The organism is Pseudomonas sp. Z4-7 (assembly GCF_051131965.1).
Lineage (GTDB): Bacteria > Pseudomonadota > Gammaproteobacteria > Pseudomonadales > Pseudomonadaceae > Aquipseudomonas.
Genome location: NZ_CP071642.1, coordinates 5,324,675 through 5,341,676, shown reverse-complemented (window position 1 = coordinate 5,341,676; position 17,002 = coordinate 5,324,675). Strand labels below are relative to the sequence as shown.

Sequence of the window (17,002 nt, the reverse complement as noted above, 5' to 3'; positions counted from 1 at the left end):
TTTTGGGTCTGCTGCGCAGCCCAGCGGGAGCAAGCTCCCTCGCCACGGGTAAGGTGTCGGCAGGTCCAAAGGGTCCTTCGGGAGAACAATAAGAAATGCACAGCAACCATTTGAGTCGCCATGCCCGGCAAGTCCTCACGGTCACTCAGGGCAAGGCCCATTTGCAGGGGCCTGGCAGCGATCCTTCGATTGCCCGTTCCTGGCTGCGCTGCCTGGAGGACTATCACCTCGACCCGGCGCAGAACCTGGCGCCGACCGTGCTCGAGCATGGCCGGTTGCTGGAAAGCCGCGAGCGCTTGCAGCAGGTTCTGCATATCGCCGGTACCGAGATGACCAGCCTGCACCAACAATTGTCCGGCGCCGGCCATGCCGTGCTGTTGACCGATGCCCGGGGCGTGATCCTCAATTGCGTCACCGCCCCCAGCGAACGGAAGATTTTCGAACGGGCCGGCCTCTGGCTCGGCGCCGATTGGAGCGAAGCCTGTGAAGGCACCAACGGCATCGGTACCTGCCTGGTGGAACGCCAGGCCCTGACCATCCACCAGGAAGAACATTTTCGCGGCCGCCACACCGGCCTGACCTGCTCGGCGAGCCCGGTGTTCGACCCTCATGGCGAGCTGCTGGCGGTGCTCGACGTGTCTTCGGCGCGGCCGGACGTATCGCGCCAGAGCCAGTTCCACACCATGGCCCTGGTCAATCTCTCGGCGAAGATGATCGAGAGCTGTTATTTCCTTCGTTGTTTCGACAATCAATGGCTGCTGCGCTTTCATCTGCAGGCCGAGTCCGTGGGGTTGTTCAGCGAAGGGCTTTTGGCGTTCGACGGCGAAGGACGCATCTGTGCAGTCAACCAGAGCGCGCTGAACCTGCTTGGGCACCTTCGCGGTGGCTTGCTCGGCCAGCGGGTCGAGGACTTCTTCGACTGTTCGCTGGATGAGTTGCTGGGCCGGGCCAGCGCCCAGGCCAGTGCCAGTTGGCCGCTGCGCACCCGTGACGGTCGGCACTTGTTCGCGGTCCTGCGTGGGCAAGCTCGTAGCGTGCCGGCTGCGGTCGCGCCTGCGCTCAAGGCTGTCGAGCCCGCCCGTCTGCCGGGCATCTGCCTGGGGGATGCGGCGTTGCAGGAACATTTTCGCAAGGCTTTGCGGGTGTTCGAGCGCGATGTGCCCCTGCTGATCCAGGGCGAAACCGGTTCCGGCAAGGAGGCGTTTGCCAAGGCCGTGCACCACGCCAGCCAGCGCGCCGGGAAGGACTTCGTCGCGCTCAATTGCGCCGCGATTCCGGAAAGTCTGATCGAGAGCGAGTTGTTCGGTTATCGCGGCGGCAGCTTCACCGGCGCGCGCAAGGAAGGCATGCGCGGCAAGCTGCAACAGGCCGACGGCGGCACGCTGTTTCTCGATGAGATCGGCGATATGCCCCTGGCCTTGCAGACCCGCTTGCTACGGGTGCTGGAGGATCGTCAGGTAGTACCCATCGGCGGCGAACCCGAGGCGGTGAACGTGCGCATCATCAGTGCGACTCACCGGCAATTACTCGACCGCGTGGCCGACGGCAGTTTTCGCGAGGATTTGTATTACCGCCTCAACGGCCTGGAAATCCCACTTCCGGCATTGCGCGAGCGCAGCGACAAATCCCAGTTGCTGGATTTCCTTCTGGCCGAGGAGAGCGGTGCCGAGACGGTGTCCATCGATGAACCGGCGCGCCAGGCGCTGCTGGCGTTCGACTGGCCGGGCAACGTGCGGCAGTTGCGCAATGTGCTGCGGACTCTTGCGGCGTTGTGCGACGGCGGGCGGATTGGGCTGGAGGATCTGCCGGCGATGATTCGCCAACGCCCGGTTGCGGTGGTCGAAACCCCGACCGAGCATCCGTTGGAAGATGCCGAGCGCCTGGCGTTGCTCGATGCGCTGGAACGTCAGCGTTGGCACATGACCCACACCGCCGAACAGCTGGGGATTAGCCGCAATACCCTCTACCGCAAGCTGCGCAAGCACGCCATCGCCCGATAAACCACTGACTGCCTTTGTGGCGAGGGAGCTTGCTCCCGCTCGGCTGCGCAGCAGTCGCCTTTGGTTTCAGAGTGAAGGAAGCTTGGGGGCTGCTTTGGGCAGCCCAGCGGGAGCAAGCTCCCTCGCCACAAAAACCTGTGCTCCAGCAGGAGTCTGCGGTGTTCTGGCGCGGATAAGTTCGAAACACAAGGTGCGATTTCCCCCTCCCTACGCTAACCTGCGGCCATGTTTTACGAGGTCGACTATGCACATCCATATTCTCGGTATTTGCGGCACTTTCATGGGTTCGATGGCGGTCCTGGCCAAGGAACTGGGCCATCATGTGACCGGTTCCGACGCCAACGTCTACCCGCCGATGAGCACACAGCTGGAGGCTCAGGGCATTGAGCTGACCCAAGGTTACGACCCGGCGCAACTGGACCCGGCGCCGGACCTGGTGGTCATCGGCAACGCCATGTCCCGTGGCAACCCGGCGGTGGAATACGTGCTCAACAAAGGCTTGCCGTACGTGTCGGGGCCGCAGTGGCTGGCCGATCATGTGTTGCAGGGCCGTTGGGTCCTGGCCGTCGCCGGTACTCACGGCAAGACCACCACCAGCAGCATGCTCGCCTGGGTGCTGGAACATGCGGGCATGAGCCCGGGTTTCCTGATCGGTGGCGTGCCGCAGAACTTTTCGGTGTCGGCGCGCCTCGGTGGCACGCCATTCTTCGTGATCGAGGCCGATGAATACGACAGCGCGTTCTTCGATAAACGCTCGAAATTCGTCCACTACCGTCCGCGCACGGCGATCCTCAACAATCTTGAGTTCGACCACGCTGACATCTTCCCCGATCTGCCGGCTATCGAGCGCCAATTCCACCATTTGGTGCGGACCATCCCAAGTGAAGGCCTGGTCATCCACCCGACCACCGAGCCGGCCTTGCAGCGGGTCATTGAAATGGGCTGCTGGACCCCGGTGCAGACCACCGGGGCGGGCGGTCAGTGGCAGGTCAAGCTGCTCAAGGATGACGGTTCGGCGTTTGAAGTCATGTTCGAAGGTCAGTCCCAAGGCGTGGTCGAATGGGACATGACCGGCCAGCACAACGTCGCCAACGCCTTGGCGACGCTGGCGGCGGCCCGGCACGTCGGGGTGGTCCCGTCCATGGGCATCGCCGCGTTGAGCGCGTTCAAGAGTGTGAAACGGCGGATGGAAAAAGTCGCCGAGGTGAACGGCATCACCATTTATGACGACTTCGCCCACCATCCGACCGCTATTGCCACCACCCTCGACGGTCTGCGCAAGCGCATCGGCGATGCGCCGCTGATTGCGATCATCGAGCCGCGCTCCAATTCCATGAAACTCGGCGCTCACCGCGACGGCCTGCCGGAAAGCGTGGTCGATGCCGACCAGGTGATCTGGTACGCGCCGGCCAACCTCGGCTGGGACCTCGGCGCCACGGCTGCGCTGTGCACGGTGCCGTCGATTGTCAGCGATTCCCTGGAGGGCATCATCGAGCGCGTGAAGAGCCAGGCCCAGCCCGGCACCCATGTGGTGATCATGAGCAATGGCGGCTTCGGCGGCCTGCACGGCAAACTCGCCGAGGCACTGAAATGAATACTCGCTTGGAGAGCAACGGCCCCGAACGCATCACGCTGGCAATGACCGGCGCTTCCGGCGCCCAGTACGGCTTGCGCCTGCTCGATTGCCTGGTGCGTGAGGATCGCGAGGTGCACTTCCTCATCTCCAAGGCCGCGCAGTTGGTGATGGCCACCGAGACTGACGTGACGTTGCCACCCAAGACGCAGATGATGCAGGCCTTTCTCACCGAGTACACCGGTGCGGCGGCAGGGCAGATTCGTGTGTATGGCAAGGAAGACTGGATGTCACCGGTGGCTTCGGGCTCCGGCGCGCCGGCGGCGATGGTCGTGGTGCCGTGTTCCACCGGTACGCTGTCGGCGATCGCCACCGGGGCCTGCAACAACCTGATCGAGCGGGCGGCGGACGTCACGCTCAAGGAACGCCGCCAGTTGATCCTGGTGCCGCGGGAAGCGCCGTATTCGAGCATTCACCTGGAGCACATGCTCAAGCTGTCGAACATGGGCGTGACCATCCTGCCGGCCTCGCCGGGCTTCTACCATCAGCCGCAGACCATCGACGACCTGATCGATTTTGTGGTCGCGCGGATCCTCAACTTGCTGAACCTCCCGCAAGACATGCTGCCACGTTGGGGCGAGCATCATCCGGGCAGCGATGAATAAGCTGCTGGCGGTGTTGCTGGTGTTGCAACTGACCGGCTGCGCCACTGCCCGCACCCTCGACGCCGCCAAGCCGGGAGCGCCGGTGGTGTATGCGGGGACGCGGCTGGACATGTACGCGCTCAACGGCGGTTGCTGCGCCAAGGACCGTTTTGGCGCCGAGGCGCCGAGCTATCCGGGTCTCGATCTGCCGGGGAGTGCGCTGCTGGATACGTTGTTGTTGCCGTTGTCGTTGCTGACAGTGATTGGCGTGGGGTTTCAAGCGACCGGTGGGATGTAATAGAAGCCACGATGAGTACCTGGCTTTGGATCGGTGCTGCGCCCTTCGCGAGCAGGCTCGCTCCCACAGGGCCTCGTTGAATGCGATCCTTGTGGGAGCGAGCCTGCTCGCGAAGGCGCCCGGCCAGGCACCACATGATCATTTGCCCAGCTTGCGCAACTCATCCGACTCCACTACCCGCACCCCATCCTGCTCCTCCAGCGCAAGTCGCCACATGGCCCTGGCCAGTTGGCAGGCTTCGATGCCGTGGTATTTGCCGGGGATCAGCTTGGACAACGGGCCGGCCAGTTGCTCGGCCAGGCGTGGTTCAACCCGGTCGCCCAACAGCAACGAAGGTCGGCAGATGGTCAGTTGCGGCCAATGCTGCGCGCGGAGCGCAGCTTCCATTTCACCCTTGACCCGGTTGTAGAAAATCGAAGATTTCGGGTCGGCCCCGAGGGCGCTGATCACCACCAGGTGCCGTGCGCCCAGTTCACGCGCGCGGTTGGCGAAGGCCACCACCAGGTCCAGGTCGACCGCGCGAAAGGCCGATTCGGAGCCGGCTTTCTTGATGGTCGTGCCGAGGCAGCAGAAGGCGATGTCGACCTGGCCGCCAAGCCGTGGCAGCAGTTCGGCCGGTTCCCCAACCGGGTTTTCCAGGTGCGGGTGTTCGGCCAATGGCCGGCGGGAAGGCGCCAGTACCCGCGTGATGGTCGGCTCGTTCAGCAGCCGGTCCAGTAGATGTTCCCCGGTCAATCCGGTCGCGCCGGCGAGCAAAACATGCTGAGGCGTCAAGTACATAGTGTTTCCCCCTTGATACGGTTCAGCTTAGTTGCTCTTTTTAGCCTCGTCGTTCAACGCAGCACTTTGTAATGCTTTTCGCGCCTGTTGCTTGCGCAACAGCTGCCAGTGAGAAAGCACGGTCCGGGGCGCCCACATCTGTGGTTCGGACGCTTCGAAATTGTCCGCCTGCTCCCGTTCGGCAACGATGCCCTTGGCCCGCTTGAAAGCTTGTTCCAGATCGTCGGTCTGGTTCAGCGCCTGGGCGAACAAGGCATCGCCGAAGTAGGTGAAGTTGGCCTCCTCGGAGCAGCCGAAAGACACCCGGTCGGCCCGGGAGGCGGTCATGATCAGGGTCCGTTCGTCCTTGAGCGCGGGGATGAAACCGCCGGAATAACAGGCCGAGATCACGATGATCTTGTCGCGATTCTTCAGCGGCGCCAGCACTGCGGCCAATTCGTCAGCCAGCAGGTCGGCCAGCTCCATGCGCGGCTGGTCGAGTACCAGTTCATGTTCGCTGCTGCCGTGGCTGGTCAGGTAGATGAACACCAGGTCTTCCGGACCGCTGCGTTCGGCCAGCGTGGCGGCGGCACGGCGCAGGTTTTCGCGAGTGGCCATGGGCCGGTCGCCGAGGTGATCGCGATGGTTCACCAGGCGAATCTGGCCGAATGCGCCAAAACGGCTGGCGAGCATGTTGGCGACGTAGTCGGACTCACGCAGGAACACGCTTTGCTTGCCATCGCCGCCCAGGGTCAGGCTGTACAGTTCCACCGCCGACGTCGAGGCCGGGATGTTGGCGAGGGCCTCGTCAAGCAGGCGACCCTGGGCCAGCAGGCCGAGTTCGAGCACATCGGGCAACAGCCTGCCGTCGGCGTCACGTATTCGTTGGCCGTTGGCCCAGGTGCCGCTCTGCACGGTGCCGTCGGTCAGCACCAGCGTGCCGCGCCCGTGGTAGCTGTCGCCTTCGAACTGGCCGATGTAGAAGCTGCCGTCGGGCAGGTTCAGGCGACCTTCGCCGGTGAAGCGCCAGTCATTGAAGCGCCCGCGGTAGTGGCTGCCATCGGCGCCGATCAGTTCACCCTTGCCGGTCAGCGCACCGTCCTTGAACTGGCCGATCCAGACATCGCCATCGGCGTTTTCGTAGCGACCGCGGCCGTTGAGCTGGTTATTCCTGAAGCCGCCGATGTAGACGTCGCCTTCGGCGCTGTTGAACGTGCCCTTGCCCTGGAGCTGGCCGTCGACGAAATGGCCGGTGAACTGGTTGCCGCTGGCGTCGAAGCGCTGGCCTTCGCCGTTGGGCTTGCCGTTGACGAACGGGCCCTGGTACTGGCTGCCGTCGTCGAGTTCCAGGCGGCCGAGACCGGAGTAGCGGTCGGCCTTGAACTCGCCCCGGTAGGTCACGCCGTTTTCCTTGAGCGTGCCTTCACCGTCCCGCCGGCCCAACTTGAAACCGCCGGTGTAGCTGCTGGTCGGTGTGGTCAGGCTGCCCTGGCCGTGGAACAGGCCATGCTGGAACTGGCCGCGATAGACCTCGCCATTGCTGCCATGCCATTCCCCGGTGCCGTGCCACTGGCCCTTGTCGAACTGCCCGGCGTACCAGCTGCCGTTGGGATAGTCGATGCGGCCCTGGCCCTGCAACAGCCCGTCGACCAGATCGCCGCGATAGCGTCCGCCATCGGGCAGGCGTGCGTCTGGGGGCAGCGGTGATTCGCCGTTTCCGCAGGCGGTGAGCAGGAGGGTCAGGGTCAGGGGTACAAGTGCGCGCATAACGGGATCCAGATAATCAGGCGACGAGTATGCCGCAGCTATGCGCGTTGAAGCGATGCGAAACTGCATGAGCGGTTTCGCGACCGCGAGGGCCTATACGAAGCAGAGTGACAGCGGCTCGGCGATGTAGGCCGGTTTTTCCGAGCCTTCGATTTCCAGGGTGGCGGTGGCCTTGAGCAGCCATTGGCCAGGTTTCTTCTCGGTAACGTCCACCAGGTCGACCTTGAGCCGGACCTTGGAATCGACTTTCACTGGCTGGATGAAGCGCACGCTGTCCAGCCCGTAGTTGATCACCATCTTCACCCCCTCAGGAAGGAGCAGGATGTCTTCCATCAACTTGGGCATCAGCGACAGCGACAGGAACCCGTGGGCAATCGTGCTGCCGAACGGGGTCTGCGCGGCCTTGACCGGATCGACGTGGATGAACTGGAAGTCGCCGGTGGCTTCGGCGAACAGGTTGATACGCTCCTGGTCGATGGTCAGCCAGTCGGAGTATCCAAGTTCCTTGCCGACATAATCCTTGAGCTCTGCAACGGGAACGTAGGGCATTGAGACTCTCCTGGGGTCATCTGTTCTATTTTTCTGGAACGGGGATCTGTGTCCCCGCAAACCACTGTAGATCAACATGACCGGCGGGGCAGGTCATCGACCATGCTTTTTACGAATGCCGACCCATAGCGCGGGCGTGTTTATAATGGGCGCGCATGCTTGAACACGTGTTACAGGGGAGAGAACGGATGTTGCTACGGGGCCTGACCTGGCTGGTGCTGTTCCAATTGCTGGGCACCGCCATCAATCATTTGTTCCTGCCGATCCTGCCGGGACCGATCATCGGGCTGCTGCTGTTGCTGGGCTATCTGATCGCCCGTGGCGAAGTCAGCGAGCCGTTGAACCTTGCCGCCAGCAGCCTGCTGCGTTATCTGCCGTTGCTGCTGGTGCCGCCGGCGGTGGGGGTGATGGTCTATGCCCGGGCGATCGCTGCCGACTTCTGGGCCATCGTTGGCGCGCTGGTGTTGTCGCTGGTGCTCTCCGTGGCGCTGACGGGCGTGCTGATGCAACGTTTGGCCCGGCGTCATATCGTCGAGCCTGAGGATGCCCGATGATGTTCGATTGGCAGGGGGCCTGGACGTCGGTGATTCACCATCCATTGTTCGGCATCGGCATTACCCTGGGCGCCTACCAGTTGGTGCTGGCGGCGTACGAAAAGACCCGTTGGGTGTTCCTGCAGCCGGTATTGATGTCGATGGTGCTGTTGATTGTCGTGCTGGTCGGCTGCGGCATCAGCTACGCGGAGTACCGCAAAAGCACCGAGATTCTCAGCATTTTGCTGGGCCCCGCGACCGTGGCGCTGGCGGTGCCGTTGTACCTGAACCTGCGCCGGATCCGCCAATTGTTCTGGCCGATTTTTACTACGCTGGTGATAGGCGGGGTGTTTGCCACCGGCTCTGCGGTGGTGCTGGGCTGGGCTTTTGGCGCCGAACACATGATTCTGATGACCATGGCGCCCAAGTCGGTCACTTCGCCGATCGCCATGTTGGTGGCCGAGCAGATCGGTGGCGTGGCGGCGATGGCGGCGGTGTTCGTGCTGATCACCGGGGTGCTTGGCGCGATCCTCGGCCCGAGCATTCTGACCCGGCTCGGTGTCCATAGCCCTGAGGCCCGGGGCATCGCCCTGGGGCTGACTGCCCATGCGGTGGGTACGTCGGTGGCCTTGCAGGAAAGCGAGGAGTCCGGTGCCTTCGCGGCGCTGGCGATGAGTCTGATGGGCGTGGCCACGGCGGTGCTGCTGCCGCTGGTGGTGTCGATGACGGTCTAAGGAGCAGGTTATGAGCTTGCCGCTTTTCCCATTGAACACCGTGCTTTTTCCCGGTTGCATCCTCGACCTGCAGATATTCGAGGCGCGTTACCTCGATATGATCGGGCGCTGCATGAAAAAAGGCGAAGGCTTCGGGGTGGTCTGCATCCTTGACGGCGAAGAGGTCGGTATCGCGCCCGACGGTTATGCCCGGGTGGGCTGCGAGGCGCTGATTACCGACTTCTCCCAGCAGGACAACGGCCTGCTGGGCATTCGTGTGCAGGGCGGCCGGCGCTTCATCGTGCATGCCAGCCGTGTCCAGCCGGATCAACTGACTGTCGCTGAAATCGAGTGGCTGGAAGACGAGCCGGAGCAACCGCTGCAGGACGAGGATGCCGACCTGGTGGCGCTGCTCAGGGCCCTGGCGGAACACCCGATGGTCGAGGCGCTGAACATGGGCACCGAGGCTACCGGTCAGCAGTCACTGGCCAATCAATTGGCTTACCTGCTGCCGTTCAACGAACTGGACAAGATCGACCTGCTGCAACTCGACGACCCGCAGCAGCGCCTGGATGCGATCCAGGCCTTGCTGGATGAGTTGCAGGGTGAGCTGTTTGCCTAAGGTGCTTATACCGTCAGATCAACGCGGACCTCTGTGGGAGCGAGCCTGCTCGCGAAAGCGGTGGATCAGCTGGCGGATGTGCTGAATGACACTCCGCTTTCGCGAGCAGGCTCGCTCCCACAGGTTGGGGCGGCGCCTGCGCTTTAGTAGGCATACCGCAACATCGCATGCGGAAGGTGCCGCAGGGCGAAGAAGCTGAACGCCGCCGCCAGCGCCGGCAGGACCAGCCACCAGACTTTCGGCGACATGGCGCGCAACGGTTCCTGGCGCTGGCTCAGCCACAGGACAGTGGCGCAGACCGTGGCGGCGAGCACGGCCCCGGCAACAATGTCGCTCGGCCAGTGGGCGCCGAGGTACACCCGCGACAAGGCAATCGCCAGCGCCGGCAACGAGCCGAGCAGTAGCCAGGTCAGGCGCAGGCGCGGTGGTTGGCCGCGACCGGCCAGTATCGCCAGGCTCAGGAACAGGGCGAAAGCGCCGGAGGCGTGGCCGCTGGGCATGCTGTAGCTGGTCAAGGGTTCGCTGAGAATCTCAGGGCGCACGCGGGCGAAAAACAGTTTCAAGCCAGTGTTGGCCAGGGCCGTAAGCAGCATCGTGCCGCCGGCAAAGATTGCCTGCCGCCATTGTCGTGCAAACAGCAGCAACACGGTCACCAGGCTGCAGACGATCAACATGTAGCGGAATTCACCGATCAGCGTGAACGTCACGGCGATCTCGTCCAGGGTCGCGCTGCGATGCTCCTGCACCAGGGCGATCAGGCCCTGGTCGAAGGCTGTGAGGTAACGAAAGCCGACAAACAGGCCGATCAGGATCGCCAGGCCGACACTTGCGATGATCGCTGAGGCATGGCGATGACGACGCAGGCTGCTATTGACACTCAGCCCGAGCATCACGGCGATGCTGCCGATGACCACGCCGGCCTGCGGCCAGAAACCTTCGGGCAACGGCAGGCGGAACGCCGCGCCGGTGGCCCAGCCCGGCAGCAGGTAGGCCACGGTCCAGCCCGCCGCGGCGAGCACGCTGACGGCGGCGAAGCGTGGGAACGGCATGTCGCACATCCCGGCTACCATCGGCAGCATCGGCCTCAACGGCCCGATAAACCGCCCCACTAGCAGACTGGCGATGCCATAGCGCTGGAAGTAGCTCTCGGCCGCGCTCATCCATTCCGGATGTTGCCGCAGCCCCGGCAGGCGCCGGATGTTCTGGTGGAAATGCCGGCCGAGGAAATAGGACACCAGATCCCCCAGCAGCCCACCCAGAAGGCCCAGCAACAACGTCTCGCCCAGGGACAAAGCGCCGCTGCCGGCCAGCACCGCAATCGCGAATAACAGCACGGTGCCCGGCACGATCAACCCGGCGATGGCCAGGCATTCAATACAAGCAACGACAAACACCGCCACCGCCAGCCATTGCGGGTTGACGGTCAGCCAGCCGGTAATGCTATCGAGCCAAGGGCCCATAAGGACAACTCCATTTATTGTTCAAACCGCATGTTTTTTTACCGTGGGAGCGAGCCTGCTCGCGAAAGCGGTGTGTCAGCCAGCCTTCACTTCACAAGCCTGACGCCATCGCGAGCAAGCTCGCTCCCACAGGGTAATTCCGGGTGTAGCCAAAATCTGCGTCCACAGGAAATCCAATGTGGGAGCGAGCTTGCTCGCGATGGCGGAGTATCAGTCAACATCAATGGTGCAGGACTGTCCTCTTCGCGAGCAGGCCCGCTCCCACAGGGGAAATTTTCGATTCACGAAAGCAGAAAATAATCCCGTCCCTCGACCTGCCCGCGTCGCAACGGGTTGCGGGTGCACCATGGCGCATAGGCGGCGTCGACGAAGCGGTAAAGCAGGTGCTCATCTCGCCCCAGCGGGATGCCCAGGCGAGTGGTCTGGATCACATTGACCGTCGGCACCCCCACATCCTCCACCAGCAGCCGTTCAGGATCGAAGCGTCTGGCGTCCCAGTCCGGCACTTTCAGGCCCAGCGCCTTGCACAGCAAGGTCTGTCCGGCACAAAGTTTCTGCGGCGTGCGTGGCCGGTCTTGGGCATCGGGGTTGTTCAACAACATCTGCGCCAGGCTTGCCGGGCCGCTTATGGCGTCCACCCAGGGATACGCCGATTTGATCAATACGGCATTGCCCGGGCCTTGGGCGCTGAAATTCAGCGAATCGCCGCCCCGCGCGTAGTACATATAGATGTGGCCACCATCCAGAAACAAAGCCTTACGCTTTTCCGTGTAGCCCAACGAGGCGTGGCTGCCCTTTTCGGCGAAGTAATACGCTTCGGTCTCGATGATCCTCGCGCTCAGCCACAGGTCGCCAACCTTGTGGCGAATCACCTTGCCCAGCAGATCCTTGGCAAGCTCCTGGGCGTCGCGGTCAAAAAAAGCGTATGGCAAAGCAGTGGGCATCGGAGGCGAATCGGTCATGGTCATGGACGGAACAAGGCCAAAAGTAGCGAGATGATAACAATGGAAAGCTTAATTACCGCTGAACATTCACGGAAACACTAGCGATTCATGCCGGTTTTGCTTCTCCGCCGGTCACCGCTGTCAGTCCATGCTGTTAGTCGCGGGTTACGACAGCTATAATCTGCCGCTTTCCTCTTTGCCAAGACCACACAGACCATGACTGAGTCCGTTCTTGACTACATGACCCGCCTGGGTCGCGCCGCCCGCGAAGCGTCGCGCATCATCGGTCGTGCCAGCACCGCGCAGAAAAACCGCGCCCTGCAGGCCGCCGCCAATGCGCTGGACGCTGCGCGCGCCGAGCTGTCCGCCGCCAACGAGCTGGACCTGGCCGCCGGCCGGGCCAATGGGCTCGAACCGGCCATGCTCGAGCGTCTGGCGCTGACTCCGGCACGCATCGACGGCATGATCGTCGGTCTGCGTCAGGTGGCGGCTCTGCCGGACCCGGTCGGGGCGATCCGCGACATGAGCTATCGGCCGTCGGGTATCCAGGTCGGCAAGATGCGCGTGCCCCTGGGTGTGGTCGGGATCATCTACGAGTCGCGGCCGAACGTGACCATCGACGCCGCGAGCCTTTGCCTGAAGTCGGGTAACGCGACCATCCTGCGCGGCGGTTCCGAGGCGATCCATTCGAACCGTGCGATTGCCGCCTGCATCCAGCGCGGGCTGGCCGAAGCCAACCTGCCGGCGGCGGTCGTGCAAGTGGTGGAAACCACCGACCGCGCCGCGGTCGGCGCGTTGATCACCATGCCCGAGTTCGTCGACGTCATCGTCCCGCGTGGCGGCAAGGGGCTGATCGAACGAGTCAGCCGCGACGCCCGCGTACCGGTGATCAAGCACCTGGACGGCATCTGCCATGTCTACGTCAGCGCCCACGCCGAATTGCCCAAGGCCCAGCGCATCGCCTTCAATGCCAAGACCTACCGTTATGGCATCTGCGGCGCGATGGAGACCCTGCTGGTGGACCAGGCCGTCGCCGGGGATTTCCTGCCATCGATGGCGGCCCAGTTCCGCGAAAAAGGCGTCGAGCTGCGTGGCTGCGAGCGGACCCGGGCGATCATCGAGGCCGCAGTCGCCACGCCAGAGGACTGGGACACCGAATACCTCGCGCCGATCCTGTCGATCCGCGTGGTGGACGGGCTGGACCAGGCCATCGAGCACATCAATCGCCACGGATCCCACCACACCGATTCCATCGTCAGCGAGCACCAGGGCGAAACCCGGCGCTTCGTGGCTGAAGTGGATTCGGCGTCGGTGATGATCAACACCCCGACCTGTTTTGCCGACGGCTTCGAATACGGATTGGGTGCCGAGATCGGCATTTCTACTGATAAGCTGCATGCCCGTGGCCCGGTGGGCCTGGAAGGCCTGACCTGCGAGAAGTACATCGTGGTCGGCGACGGCCAGTTGCGCGGACAGGAGCCAGCCTGACTTGGGCGACCTCGACCCACTGGCCTCCATGACTACGCCCGCTGTGACGGCGACCGCGCCAAAGCGCATCGGTATCCTGGGCGGTACGTTCGACCCGGTGCACATCGGCCATTTGCGCGGTGCGCTGGAAGTCGCCGATGCCCTGGCCCTCGATGAGCTGCGCCTGACGCCCAGCGCCCGGCCACCTCATCGGGATACGCCGCAGGTGTCGGCGCAGGATCGCCTGGCGATGGTCGAGTGCGCGGTGGCCGGTGTGGCGCCGTTGGTGGTGGACGCCCGCGAATTGCAGCGGGACAAACCGTCCTACACCATTGATACCCTGGAGCTGATGCGCGCCGAGTTGGCCGCCGATGCCCAGGTTTTCCTGCTTCTGGGCTGGGACGCATTTTGCGGCCTGCCCACTTGGCACCGCTGGGAAGAGTTGCTCCAGCATTGCCACATCCTGGTGCTGCAACGCCCGGATGCCGACAGCGAACCGCCGGATGCCTTGCGCAACCTGCTGGCGGCGCGCTCGGTGAGCGACCCGCTGGCCCTCAAGGGGCCGAGCGGACAGATTGCATTCGTCTGGCAGACGCCGCTCGCGGTATCCGCCACCCAGATCCGTCAACTGCTGGCCAGCGGTAAGTCGGTACGTTTCCTGGTGCCCGACGCGGTCCTGGCCTACATCGATGCGCACGGTCTGTACCGTGCGTCGAACTGAACAAGGCGTGCTCCGCCGACACGAATCAACGTGTACCGAAGCGCCCGAACATACGAGCAAAACGAGTTTTATATGACTGACAAAGACCTGAACAAAGTAAAGCGCAAGGGCACTTTCAAGAGCGCCCCGCTGCCGGTAGAAGCGCCAACCGGCGTGGCGCTGGTCGGTGAAGAACTGGTCAAGGTGGCCGTGGCGGCCCTGGAAGACGTCAAGGCCCAGGACATCCAGGTGATCGACGTTCGCGAAAAGCAGAGCATCACCGACTACATGATCATCGCCACCGGTACTTCGAACCGCCAGATCGGCGCGATGCTCGACAAGGTCCGCGAAGCGGTGAAGGCCCAGGGCGTCAAGCCGTTGGGCGAAGAAGGCAAGGGCGACAGCGACTGGGTCCTGCTGGACATGGACGACGTCATCGTGCACATGATGACCGCCTCGGCGCGCCAGTTCTATGACCTGGAGCGCCTGTGGGCCGGTGCCGAGCAGAGCCGTTCGGCCAGCGCCGCGCACCACAGCCCGGAAAACACCCATGAGCACTTCACCAAGCTCAACAAAGACCAGCAATAAGGGATCGCTGTGCGACTGCGCCTGATCGCCGTCGGTTCTCGCATGCCCAAGTGGGTGGAAGAAGGCTGGCATGAATATGCCAAGCGTCTTCCGTCCGAGCTGGCTTTGGAACTGGTGGAAATTCCGCTCAATACCCGCGGCAAGAACGCCGACGTGGCGCGCTTTATCCGCCAGGAAGGTGAAGCCATGCTGGCCAAGGTCGGGCCGAACGAGCGCATCGTCACACTCGAAGTTCATGGCAAGCCCTGGAGTACCGAGCAACTGGCGGTGGAGCTCGATCGCTGGCGGCTGGATTCGCGCACGGTCAATTTCATGGTCGGCGGTCCGGAGGGGCTGGCGCCGGAAGTCTGCGCCCGGGCCGATCAACGCTGGTCGTTGTCGCCCCTGACGTTGCCGCATCCGCTGGTGCGGATCCTGATCGGTGAACAGTTGTATCGTGCCTGGACAGTCCTGTCCGGGCACCCTTATCACAAGTAATCCTGCACTCATGCCTCAGCCGATCCGCATCAAGGACCACGAAAAAGACGCCCGCCTGGTGCGGGGCCGCGTCGTGTTCGGCGCCATTACGGTGGTCACGCTGATCGGCGTGCTGATCGCGCGGCTGTATTTCCTCCAGGTGATCCAGTACGAGTACCACTCGACCCTGTCGGAAAGTAACCGCGTGCATGTGCAGCCGATCCCGCCGACCCGCGGGCTGATTTTCGACCGCAATGGCGTGGTGGTGGCCGATAACCGGCCGAGCTTCAGCCTGAGCATGACCCGCGAGCGGTCCGGTGACTGGCAGAAAGTCCTCGACGTGATCGTCGAAGTGCTGCAACTGACCCCCGAGGACCGGGCGATCTTCGAGAAGCGCATGCGCCAGGGCCGGCGCCCCTTCGAGCCGGTGCCGATCATGTTCGAGCTGACCGAAGAACAGATCGCCCTGATCGCGGTTAACCAGTTCCGCCTGCCGGGCGTCGAGGTGGTGGCGCAGTTGGTGCGGCATTATCCCCAGGGACCGCACTTCGCCCACTCGGTCGGTTACATGGGGCGAATCAACGAAAAAGAGCTCAAGACCCTCGACCCGGTCAACTACAGCGGCACCCACCATATCGGCAAGACCGGCATCGAGCGCTTCTACGAGGCCGAGCTGCACGGCCAGGTCGGCTACGAGGAGGTCGAGACCAACGCTCGCGGCCGCGTGCTGCGCGTGCTCAAGCGTACCGACCCGATTCCAGGCAAGGACATCGTCCTGAGCCTCGACATCAAGTTGCAGGAAGCCGCCGAAGCGGCGCTGGGTGGACGACGTGGCGCGGTGGTTGCGCTGGACCCGAACACCGGCGAAGTCCTGGCGATGGTCAGCCAGCCGAGTTTCGACCCGAACCTGTTCGTCACCGGCATCAGCTTCAAGGCCTACGCCGAGCTGCGCGATTCCATCGACCGGCCGTTGTTCAACCGCGTGCTGCGTGGCCTTTATCCGCCAGGTTCGACCATCAAGCCGGCCGTGGCGATTGCCGGGCTGGATGCCGGAGTGGTGACCGCGTCGAGCCGGGTCTATGACCCGGGTTATTACCAATTGCCCAACTACGACCACAAGTACCGTAACTGGAACCGCACCGGTGACGGCTACGTGGACCTGGAAGCGGCGATCATGCGGTCCAACGACACCTACTTCTATGACTTGGCCCACAAGCTGGGGATCGATCGGTTGTCGTCCTACATGAACAAGTTCGGCCTTGGTCAGAAAGTCTCCCTGGACATGTTCGAAGAATCCCCGGGCCTGATGCCGTCCCGGGAATGGAAGCGAGCGACTCGCCGCCAGGCCTGGTTCCCCGGCGAAACCCTGATCCTGGGGATCGGCCAGGGCTACATGCAGGCCACGCCCCTGCAACTGGCCCAGGCCACGGCGCTGGTGGCGAGCAAAGGCAAATGGTATCGGCCGCACCTGGCGAAGACCATCGAAGGCCAGAAACCGGTGGACCCGGACCCGATGCCGGACATCATCCTGCGCAACCCGTCGGACTGGCAGAAGGTCAACAACGGCATGCAGCAGGTCATGCACGGCGCCCGGGGCACCGCGCGCAAGGCGGCCATCGGTGCGCAATACCGCATTGCCGGCAAGAGCGGTACCGCCCAGGTGGTAGCGATCAAGCAGGGCGAGAAGTACGACCGCTCCAAGGTCCAGGAACGCCATCGCGACCACGCCTTGTTCGTTGGCTTCGCGCCCGCCGAGAACCCGAAGATCGTCGTGTCGGTGATGGTCGAGAACGGTGAATCCGGCTCCGGCGTCGCCGCGCCGGTGGTGCGCCAGATCATGGACGCCTGGCTGCTGGATGAGCACGGCCAGCTCAAGCCCGAATTCGCAAGCCCCATCAGCGCGGAGGCTACGGCCCGTGAAGAATAATT

17 protein-coding genes are annotated in these 17,002 nt (G+C 63.4%); 12 read left to right on the top strand and 5 right to left on the bottom strand.

All coding sequences use genetic code 11. From position 1 onward, the window contains the following. Positions 1-95 precede the first annotated feature (95 nt). The 4 genes from J3P91_RS24005 to J3P91_RS23990 all read left to right on the top strand — a co-directional run bounded on the left by J3P91_RS24005 (position 96) and on the right by J3P91_RS23990 (position 4,515). Positions 96-2,000: a sigma-54-dependent Fis family transcriptional regulator gene (locus tag J3P91_RS24005; RefSeq protein ID WP_434601927.1), complete on the top strand. Its 1,905-nt coding sequence runs from the start codon at positions 96-98 to the stop codon at positions 1,998-2,000. Positions 2,001-2,244: 244 nt separating this feature from the next. Continuing rightward, a complete protein-coding gene (gene mpl, locus J3P91_RS24000) occupies positions 2,245-3,594 on the top strand; it encodes a UDP-N-acetylmuramate:L-alanyl-gamma-D-glutamyl-meso-diaminopimelate ligase (protein WP_434601926.1) in 1,350 nt (449 codons plus the stop codon). Next, positions 3,591-4,238 (top strand): flavin prenyltransferase UbiX, encoded by a 648-nt coding sequence (gene ubiX / locus J3P91_RS23995; RefSeq protein ID WP_305498563.1) that lies wholly within the window; start codon positions 3,591-3,593, stop codon positions 4,236-4,238. The genes mpl and ubiX overlap by 4 nt, the downstream gene beginning before the upstream one ends. Beyond that, complete coding sequence (locus J3P91_RS23990) at positions 4,231-4,515, top strand: YceK/YidQ family lipoprotein (RefSeq protein WP_434571586.1); 285 nt, start codon at positions 4,231-4,233, stop codon at positions 4,513-4,515. The genes ubiX and J3P91_RS23990 overlap by 8 nt, the downstream gene beginning before the upstream one ends. Positions 4,516-4,653: 138 nt before the next feature. Here J3P91_RS23990 and J3P91_RS23985 read toward each other — a convergent pair whose 3' ends face one another. The 3 genes from J3P91_RS23985 to J3P91_RS23975 form a co-directional block, all read right to left on the bottom strand. After that, entirely contained in the window at positions 4,654-5,295 is a 642-nt protein-coding gene (locus tag J3P91_RS23985; protein WP_434601925.1) for an oxidoreductase, read from the bottom strand. A 27-nt stretch (positions 5,296-5,322) separates the two neighbouring features. After that, positions 5,323-7,041, bottom strand: coding sequence for a C13 family peptidase (locus tag J3P91_RS23980; RefSeq protein ID WP_434601924.1), 1,719 nt, complete (start codon positions 7,039-7,041; stop codon positions 5,323-5,325). A gap of 93 nt (positions 7,042-7,134) precedes the next feature. Next, positions 7,135-7,590 carry a MaoC family dehydratase gene (locus tag J3P91_RS23975; RefSeq protein ID WP_305498567.1) on the bottom strand — a complete coding sequence of 152 codons (456 nt, stop codon included), beginning with the start codon at positions 7,588-7,590 and terminating at the stop codon, positions 7,135-7,137. A 188-nt stretch (positions 7,591-7,778) separates the two neighbouring features. Between J3P91_RS23975 and J3P91_RS23970 the strand changes: the two genes are divergently transcribed. From J3P91_RS23970 to J3P91_RS23960, 3 genes are read left to right on the top strand one after another with little or no spacing between them, the layout of a single operon-like run. Continuing rightward, a complete protein-coding gene (locus tag J3P91_RS23970; RefSeq protein ID WP_434571594.1) occupies positions 7,779-8,144 on the top strand; it encodes a CidA/LrgA family protein in 366 nt (121 codons plus the stop codon). Beyond that, positions 8,141-8,857, top strand: coding sequence for an LrgB family protein (locus J3P91_RS23965; RefSeq protein WP_305498569.1), 717 nt, complete (start codon positions 8,141-8,143; stop codon positions 8,855-8,857). The genes J3P91_RS23970 and J3P91_RS23965 overlap by 4 nt, the downstream gene beginning before the upstream one ends. A gap of 10 nt (positions 8,858-8,867) precedes the next feature. Then, the gene (locus J3P91_RS23960; RefSeq protein ID WP_434601923.1) at positions 8,868-9,458 is read left to right on the top strand and encodes an LON peptidase substrate-binding domain-containing protein; all 591 of its coding nucleotides are present in this window, start codon (positions 8,868-8,870) and stop codon (positions 9,456-9,458) included. A 143-nt stretch (positions 9,459-9,601) separates the two neighbouring features. On the opposite strand, the gene J3P91_RS23955 is transcribed toward J3P91_RS23960, so the two are convergent. Beyond that, positions 9,602-10,918: a bifunctional DedA family/phosphatase PAP2 family protein gene (locus tag J3P91_RS23955; protein WP_434571599.1), complete on the bottom strand. Its 1,317-nt coding sequence runs from the start codon at positions 10,916-10,918 to the stop codon at positions 9,602-9,604. A 281-nt stretch (positions 10,919-11,199) separates the two neighbouring features. Continuing rightward, the gene (locus J3P91_RS23950; RefSeq protein ID WP_434601922.1) at positions 11,200-11,880 is read right to left on the bottom strand and encodes a DNA-3-methyladenine glycosylase; all 681 of its coding nucleotides are present in this window, start codon (positions 11,878-11,880) and stop codon (positions 11,200-11,202) included. Between the two features lie 198 nt (positions 11,881-12,078). Between J3P91_RS23950 and J3P91_RS23945 the strand changes: the two genes are divergently transcribed. The 5 genes from J3P91_RS23945 to mrdA all read left to right on the top strand — a co-directional run bounded on the left by J3P91_RS23945 (position 12,079) and on the right by mrdA (position 17,000). Further along, positions 12,079-13,350, top strand: a complete 1,272-nt coding sequence (locus J3P91_RS23945; protein WP_434601921.1) for a glutamate-5-semialdehyde dehydrogenase — start codon at positions 12,079-12,081, stop codon at positions 13,348-13,350. Positions 13,351-13,378: 28 nt separating this feature from the next. Next, on the top strand, positions 13,379-14,050 hold the full coding sequence (nadD, locus tag J3P91_RS23940) for a nicotinate-nucleotide adenylyltransferase (RefSeq protein WP_434574088.1): 672 nt from the start codon (positions 13,379-13,381) through the stop codon (positions 14,048-14,050). A gap of 72 nt (positions 14,051-14,122) precedes the next feature. Beyond that, positions 14,123-14,617 (top strand): ribosome silencing factor, encoded by a 495-nt coding sequence (gene rsfS / locus J3P91_RS23935; RefSeq protein ID WP_434571605.1) that lies wholly within the window; start codon positions 14,123-14,125, stop codon positions 14,615-14,617. A 9-nt stretch (positions 14,618-14,626) separates the two neighbouring features. Then, positions 14,627-15,094, top strand: a complete 468-nt coding sequence (gene rlmH / locus J3P91_RS23930; RefSeq protein WP_003185785.1) for a 23S rRNA (pseudouridine(1915)-N(3))-methyltransferase RlmH — start codon at positions 14,627-14,629, stop codon at positions 15,092-15,094. A gap of 10 nt (positions 15,095-15,104) precedes the next feature. Further along, positions 15,105-17,000, top strand: coding sequence for a penicillin-binding protein 2 (mrdA, locus tag J3P91_RS23925; RefSeq protein ID WP_305498579.1), 1,896 nt, complete (start codon positions 15,105-15,107; stop codon positions 16,998-17,000). Positions 17,001-17,002 lie beyond the last annotated feature (2 nt).